The 6,058-nt window shown below is 67.4% G+C and carries 7 protein-coding genes and 1 tRNA gene; 4 read left to right on the top strand and 4 right to left on the bottom strand.

Translation table 11 applies throughout. The annotated features are described in order from the left end of the window. Nucleotides 1-186: 186 nt before the first annotated feature. Entirely contained in the window at nucleotides 187-1,056 is an 870-nt protein-coding gene (locus ACGFH6_RS44585) for a sigma-70 family RNA polymerase sigma factor (RefSeq protein ID WP_393397491.1), read from the bottom strand. 92 nt (nucleotides 1,057-1,148) lie between these two features. Here ACGFH6_RS44585 and ACGFH6_RS44580 point away from each other — a divergent pair, with 92 nt between their 5' ends. Then, on the top strand, nucleotides 1,149-1,592 hold the full coding sequence (locus ACGFH6_RS44580; protein WP_393397488.1) for a pyridoxamine 5'-phosphate oxidase family protein: 444 nt from the start codon (nucleotides 1,149-1,151) through the stop codon (nucleotides 1,590-1,592). A gap of 6 nt (nucleotides 1,593-1,598) precedes the next feature. Here ACGFH6_RS44580 and ACGFH6_RS44575 read toward each other — a convergent pair whose 3' ends face one another. Further along, nucleotides 1,599-2,540, bottom strand: coding sequence for a hypothetical protein (locus ACGFH6_RS44575; RefSeq protein ID WP_393397485.1), 942 nt, complete (start codon nucleotides 2,538-2,540; stop codon nucleotides 1,599-1,601). Between the two features lie 139 nt (nucleotides 2,541-2,679). Between ACGFH6_RS44575 and ACGFH6_RS44570 the strand changes: the two genes are divergently transcribed. Next, the gene (locus ACGFH6_RS44570; protein WP_393397482.1) at nucleotides 2,680-3,066 is read left to right on the top strand and encodes a hypothetical protein; all 387 of its coding nucleotides are present in this window, start codon (nucleotides 2,680-2,682) and stop codon (nucleotides 3,064-3,066) included. Between the two features lie 191 nt (nucleotides 3,067-3,257). Further along, nucleotides 3,258-4,145 carry an aminoglycoside phosphotransferase family protein gene (locus tag ACGFH6_RS44565; RefSeq protein WP_393397479.1) on the top strand — a complete coding sequence of 296 codons (888 nt, stop codon included), beginning with the start codon at nucleotides 3,258-3,260 and terminating at the stop codon, nucleotides 4,143-4,145. Nucleotides 4,146-4,285: 140 nt separating this feature from the next. Here the strand turns inward: ACGFH6_RS44565 and ACGFH6_RS44560 are convergent. After that, nucleotides 4,286-4,357, bottom strand: a tRNA-Val gene (locus tag ACGFH6_RS44560). A 112-nt stretch (nucleotides 4,358-4,469) separates the two neighbouring features. On the opposite strand from ACGFH6_RS44560, the gene ACGFH6_RS44555 reads away from it, so the two are divergent. Next, nucleotides 4,470-5,030: a CGNR zinc finger domain-containing protein gene (locus tag ACGFH6_RS44555; protein ID WP_393397476.1), complete on the top strand. Its 561-nt coding sequence runs from the start codon at nucleotides 4,470-4,472 to the stop codon at nucleotides 5,028-5,030. A 37-nt stretch (nucleotides 5,031-5,067) separates the two neighbouring features. Here ACGFH6_RS44555 and ACGFH6_RS44550 read toward each other — a convergent pair whose 3' ends face one another. Next, nucleotides 5,068-5,886, bottom strand: a complete 819-nt coding sequence (locus ACGFH6_RS44550; RefSeq protein ID WP_393397473.1) for an aminotransferase class IV — start codon at nucleotides 5,884-5,886, stop codon at nucleotides 5,068-5,070. Nucleotides 5,887-6,058: the final 172 nt, after the last annotated feature.

Here is a 6,058-nt window from a genome sequence, read left to right as displayed (position 1 = left end):
TCCGGCGGGGTGTTCCTGCTCGGTGCGAGAGCAGAACAGTAGCGCACTTTCGGCGTACGCAAAAACCGGATTCCGGGGTGTCGCGATGTGGATGGTCGGAGCGTGGATCTCACCCCTCCCGTCACACCAGTCCCACGCGTCCAGGATCGCTCCAGGACCCCGTCGTACCCCAGGATGGGTGCTGCGTCAGCCGTTGGCCGGCGCGAGGTCGACGTCGCGCAGGTAGTCGGGGTTGCCGAGGAGTTCGATCCCGGTGATCCGGCCGTCGGCGACCGTGAACGAGAACACGACGACCGGCTCGCCACGCAGCCTCCACACCGCTCCGGCCTTGCCGTCGACCAGCGTGAGTACGGCGGCCTGCGCGCGCCCGGAGAACGTCTCCGCGACAGCCGCAGCGCCCCGCACCATGGCACCAGCGCCGCGCGCCACAACCGTTTCGTCGGCACGCAGTACGACGTCCGGGTCAAGCAGCTCGAGCAGCGCATCGAAGTCCCCACCACGCGACGCGGCGAGGAACGCCTCGACGATCTCCTTCTGCCGGTTGGCGTCCGCTCCCGCGGGTTCCGGCGTACCTTGCACCCGCCGCCGCGCCCGGCTCGCCAGCTGCCGCGCGGCCTCCGACGACTTGCCCACGATCGGCGCGATGTCGTCGTACGGCACCGCGAACATGTCATGCAGCACGAACGCCAACCGCTCGGCCGGCGTCAACGTCTCGAGTACGACGAGCAGAGCGAGCCCGACCGAGTCCGCCTGCACAGCTTCGAGCTCCGGATCCGGTACGTCGTCGTCCGTGAGCGCAGGGGAGTGGTCGCCGACCGTCTGCTCGGGCCGGCCGCGCCGTGTCCGCAGCATGTCCAGGCAGATGCGTCCGACAACAGTCGTGAGCCAGCCGCCCAGGTTGTCGATCGCGTCGGCGTCGGATCGGCTCAGCCGGATCCACGCCTCCTGCACTGCGTCCTCGGCCTCGACGCGCGACCCGAGGATCCGGTACGCGACCACGCGCAAGTGTTCCCGGTTCTCCTCGAACCGCTCCGCCAGCCAGTCGTGTTCGCTCATGTCCCTCTCCACCTGTCACACTCCGGTCCGACCACCGTCAATTGGTGTGACGCGAAAACCCGACCACATGTGACACCCGTCAGGAGTCCATCATGGCTGCCCCCAGGCCCCTCGCCGTACGCAAGCAGGACACACTCCACCGCCTCGACCAGGACGTGGACGCCTGGGTAGCCACTGCGTCGCTCGACGGCACGCCGTACCTGATGCCCCTGTCCTTCCTCTGGGACGGCCGAACTCTCCTGCTGTCCACCGCTGCCAACAACCCCACCGCCCGCAACCTCCGCGCCAACCCTCTCGTCCAGTTGACCATCGGCCAGACCCGGGACGTCGTCCACATCATCGCCACGACCGAAGAACTTGCCACCGTCCCCGCCGCCGAGGGCGACGCCTTCGCCGCCAAGGCAGGCTTCGACCCCCGCCAGGCCTCCACTCCCTACCCGTTCATCCGCGCGACTCCCACGACGATCCAGGCCTGGCGCGAGGGCAACGAGATCAAGGGCCGCCTTCTCATGCGGTCCGGTACGTGGCTCGTCTAGCCCGTCTCACCAGAGGAACGTGAGCTCGGCCAAGGTGAGGTGCGGCCGGTCGGCGAGCCAGCTGTCGAGGCAGGCCCTCAGGTCCGCCTCGGATCCCGCCAGTCCGAGCCGGACCGCGTCGTTCGAGGCCGGCTCGTGGTCGTGTGCATCGTCGGGCAGGCCGTGCGAGCAATCCGAGCACATCAGCCGAATCCCGGACCAGTCGTCGACGCCCAGGTCCCTGGGTCCGGCGAGATCGGCCAGTGCGGTCAGGTCGTCGGGCCCGGCGCCGAGCACCTGCGCCTGCCAGGTCTGCAACCCCGATTCGTCGAGCAGGGCCAGCTGGTCGAAGACCGCCACCTCGTGGTCGCCGCGACGCCGGAGGCCCTTCGGCTCACCGTCGTGGAGCACGACGTCCCGGAAGCGGTGACCGGAGTCCGGCAGGGGCACACTCGAGATCACGGCATGCGCCGGGCTGCGCCGCCAGCACCACACCACCTCGGTGTTCCCGATCGCCACCGGAACCTGATGCGCCAGGCTCGGCCGATCTGGATTCAACCGGATCGGCGTCAATCCGTAGTCACCGTCGATGGGCTCGGACCCTTCCGAGATCCCTTCGATCCCGTACGCCGACCACGCCCGCCGAGCCGTGGCCCAGTCACCGAGCGCCGTCGCGGCGATCCCCAGGTTCCACGCGGCCGGATTCACACCGTCGTACGTGCGCGCGTCCTCAGTCGTGAACAGCTCCACCGCCCGCTGATTCCGCTGCGCCGATTCCGCCCACTCGGCCCGAGCCTTCGAGTACAACCCGGCCTCGAACCAGGCCCCGAACTCCCCGCCCGCCACCTTCACCATCTCCCGAGCCAACCGCCCGGCAGCCTCGAAGTCCCCGACCCGATCAGCCTCCTGCCACTCCGCCCAAACCTCCCGCGCACCCCGCTGCCGTCCCAGTCGCCCGAACAATCCCATCCCGCCATCCTGCCGCCCGAACAGACCACCCAGCCCCAAACCGAAGCAGCCCCTATAGATGCACCGAGCAACGACCGGACAGTCGGTACGAGCGCTCGCGGTCCTTGCTGTTCCCCGGCGGGCCTGTCACGTTGTGCCCATGACCTTCGTCGTGAACGGTTACCGCCTCGTTGAGTTGGTCGAAGATCCCGCCGCGGTCGAGATCGCGCTGACTCGTCTCGCCAACCTGCTGTCCGCCGGCGAGACCCACATGCAGCACCTCGGCAGACAAGACCTGGCCGGCCGCTTCAGCCAGCTGTCCCGCCAACTGCACGCGGACGGTACGGCGATCGACGACACCTTCGACGAAGCCTTCCGAGAACTGACCACCGAAGCCGCCGACGCCTGTGAGACCGCCGCCGGACCACACGGCCTGGAATCCCCGGACGACCCGAACACCGACCTCTACCAAGCCCTGTCCTGGTCAGTGACCAACCTGGTCATCGTCCGAATCGGCGGCCACGGCACCATCGACCACACCGCCTGAAAACCTTGTGAAACCACGGTGACCCGCCCGCTCAGCGAAAACACGGATTTCTCTGGTACGCGCGCACGCCTTCGCCCAAAAGAAACACGCAGCCACCCTCGGGCCCCACGTACTCGGCACTGCCCCAGGAACCTTCGACCCCAAATCAATAATCCAATGTGTCCGTCCGGCCGCCTGGCTAGCCTTGCGGTGTGAGCCTCGACATTCCCGACCAGGTCCGCAAGACGGTCATAGCCGACGGGAACGAATCCTGGCTGGACGAGCTGCCAGGCCTGGTCGACTCGCTGGCCCAGGAGTGGTCTCTGATGATCGGGTCCAGTTTCGCGGGCGGTCACGCCGCCTTGGTCGTCGAGGTGAGGCTGGTTGACGGAACTCCGGCGGTCCTCAAGGTCGGTGTGCCAGGTCGGGGCGTCGGGCAGGAGGCCATGGTGTTGCGGCTGGCGAACGGAGGGGGATGCGCCAAGCTGTTGGGCGAAGACGTGGGTCGACAGGCCCTTCTGCTGGAGCGCCTTGGGGCTCCGATGTACGACATCGTGGCCGACCCTGTCAGCCGCCTGAACTTGTTGTGCGAAGTGGCGGTTCGCCTGTGGCGTCCGATCGGTCCCGACATTGACCTTCCAACCGGCGCGAAGTTGTGTGAGCAGTACGCCGATCGGCTGCCGGAACTCTGGGAGCAGGCGGGGCGACCGTGTTCGCCGGCCACTGTGGCGGACGCGTTGGATTGCATGAATCGTCGTCGCGTTGCCCACGACGATCGGTCCGCGGTTCTGGTCCACGGTGATATCCACGAGATGAACGCCCTGCAGGCGAGTGACGGCAGCTACAAGCTCATCGATCCAGCCGGGCTGCGGGCCGAACCGGCGTGCGATCTCGGCGCCATCGTGCGTAGCAACCCGGACCTGGGCGATGACCTGTGGGCGCGGACTGAGCAGTTGGCTTCTCGCACCGGCGTGGATGCCACCGCCATCTGGGAATGGGGAACCATCCACCGGGTCGTCAGTGGCGTCTACGCCTGCAGTATCGGCTTTCAGCCCTTTGGCGATCTGCTGCTGGCCGAAGCGGATCGCCTCACGGCGTAGTCACCGCATCGTGCAGCAGTCCGAACCGTCGGTCCCTGGATCATCGTCGCACTGGTTCGCAGCCTGACGAGGGCTGAAACGACGAGAGCGGGGACTCGGCTGGTGCCGGGTTCCCGCTCTGACCTGCAATTTTCCGGGGGTGGGCGATACTGGGTTCGAACCAGTGACCTCTTCGGTGTGAACGAAGCGCGCTACCACTGCGCCAATCGCCCGGGTGGTGCTGGTGTTGCGTGTGAAACCATAGCGCATCAGTCAGCGACGATCTAATCGGGCCGGGCTACTCTTGCTGCAAGACGGAGACCCCGTCGCGTTGGAGACGTGATTGTGACTTTCTCGCACGACACCGAGCAGGCGCTCGGCACGCTGGTCCGGCTCGTGAACACCTTGCCGGGTCCGAACAGTCAGGTCGACACGCTGGAAACGCTCGAGGAGTTGGAGAAGTTCGTCCACGAGCGGGAGTTCAGCGCGGTCGACTCGCTGTCGGACAAGGACCTGGCCGAGGTCAGGGATCTGCGGCCGCTGTTCTCGCCTGTCTTCACGACCGGGTCGGATGCCGAGGCGGCGGCGATGATCAACGCGATCGTCGCCCGGGGTACGACCACGCCGCGGCTGACGAATCACGACGGGCACCCGTGGCACATCCATTATTCGCGGGACGGCGCGTCGCTGGCGTGCCGGATCACGGTGGAGTGCGGGATCGCCCTGGCGCAGGTCATCTCGGCCGGCGAACGCGAGCGTCTTCGCCGCTGTGAGGCGCCGGACTGTGACGACGCGTTGATCGATCTGTCACGTAACCGGTCGAAGCGGTACTGCGACGCGCGCACCTGCGGCAACCGTCTGCACGTCGCCGCCTATCGCGAACGCCGCAAAGCCTCCGGCGAGTAAGCCGCACGGCCTCCGGCCAGCAGTCGATGCGCCGCGCTTACGGGTTCGGCTCGTCGGCTGACCGGTCGGCGAAGATCTTGGTCACCTGCGCGGTGATCGGTCCCGGGGCAGGCAGGTCACGGTCGTCGACGCGCTGGATGGCCTGTACGTCGCGCGTCGTGGACGTGAGGAAGACCTCGTCGGCCTCGAACAGACGCTCCATCGGTACGTCGCGCTCGGTCGCGCCGAACCACTCGAGGACAAGCGCACGCGTCACGCCCGCCAATGCCCCCGACTCCAAGGTCGGCGTCACGAGCTCACCGTCGTACACGCAGAAGATGTTCGAGCCGGTGCCTTCGCAGAGGTTGCCGATGGTGTTCGCGAAGATGGCCTCGCTGCCGCCGCGTTCCTTCGCGTAGGCGAGGGCGCGCACGTTCTCGGCGTACGACGTCGTCTTCAGGCCGGCGACCGCGCTGCGCTCGTTGCGGACCCAGGGGACCGTGACGATCGCGGACGTCGGGCCCGGGCGTTTGACTGCCTGCGTTGCGACCAGGATGGTCGGGCCGGACGTGCCGCGTTCGGACGACAGCGGTGAGACACCACCCGTGTACGTGATCCGCAGCCGGCCGAACGGAATGCCCGGATCGGCCTTCACGACCGTCTCGATGCCGACCTCGATCTGAGCCACGTCCGGCTCCGGCAGACCGAGCCCGACCGCCGACCGGACCAGCCGGTCCAGATGCCTCGTCACCGCGAACGGACGGCCGTTCTCGATCTTGATCGTCTCGAACACACCGTCGCCGGTGGTCAGCCCGTGGTCGAGCGGCGAAACCGTCGCCTCGTCGTCCAGCAGGGCGCCGTTCAGCCAGATACGCATGTCGTGCTCCTTCCGCGGAACACCTTAGTGCGCAAGGCATCCGGGCCTGACAGGCAGTCCGAAGGTGATCGGACGATGACGGTACGTCGACGTGGTGGGAGACCCCGGTTTTTGAACTCAGGCGGAGATGGGCTAGTGTTCTTCTCGCGTCGGGGAGCACGAAAACCCGGTC

Origin of the sequence: Kribbella sp. NPDC049227, assembly GCF_043197265.1 — a bacterium.
Taxonomy (GTDB): Bacteria; Actinomycetota; Actinomycetes; order Propionibacteriales; family Kribbellaceae; genus Kribbella.
The sequence above is the reverse complement of the archived record's forward strand: the minus strand, read 5'-3'. Positions and strand labels throughout refer to the sequence as shown.

What these genes read in the sequence shown, in the direction of transcription:
- ACGFH6_RS44585 (WP_393397491.1), bottom strand. Translation starts at nt 1,056, where the DNA reads ATGAGCGAACACGACTGGCTGGCGGAGCGGTTCGAGGAGAACCGGGAA.
- ACGFH6_RS44580 (WP_393397488.1), top strand. Translation starts at nt 1,149, where the DNA reads ATGGCTGCCCCCAGGCCCCTCGCCGTACGCAAGCAGGACACACTCCAC.
- ACGFH6_RS44575 (WP_393397485.1), bottom strand. Translation starts at nt 2,540, where the DNA reads ATGGGATTGTTCGGGCGACTGGGACGGCAGCGGGGTGCGCGGGAGGTT.
- ACGFH6_RS44570 (WP_393397482.1), top strand. Translation starts at nt 2,680, where the DNA reads ATGACCTTCGTCGTGAACGGTTACCGCCTCGTTGAGTTGGTCGAAGAT.
- ACGFH6_RS44550 (WP_393397473.1), bottom strand. Translation starts at nt 5,886, where the DNA reads ATGCGTATCTGGCTGAACGGCGCCCTGCTGGACGACGAGGCGACGGTT.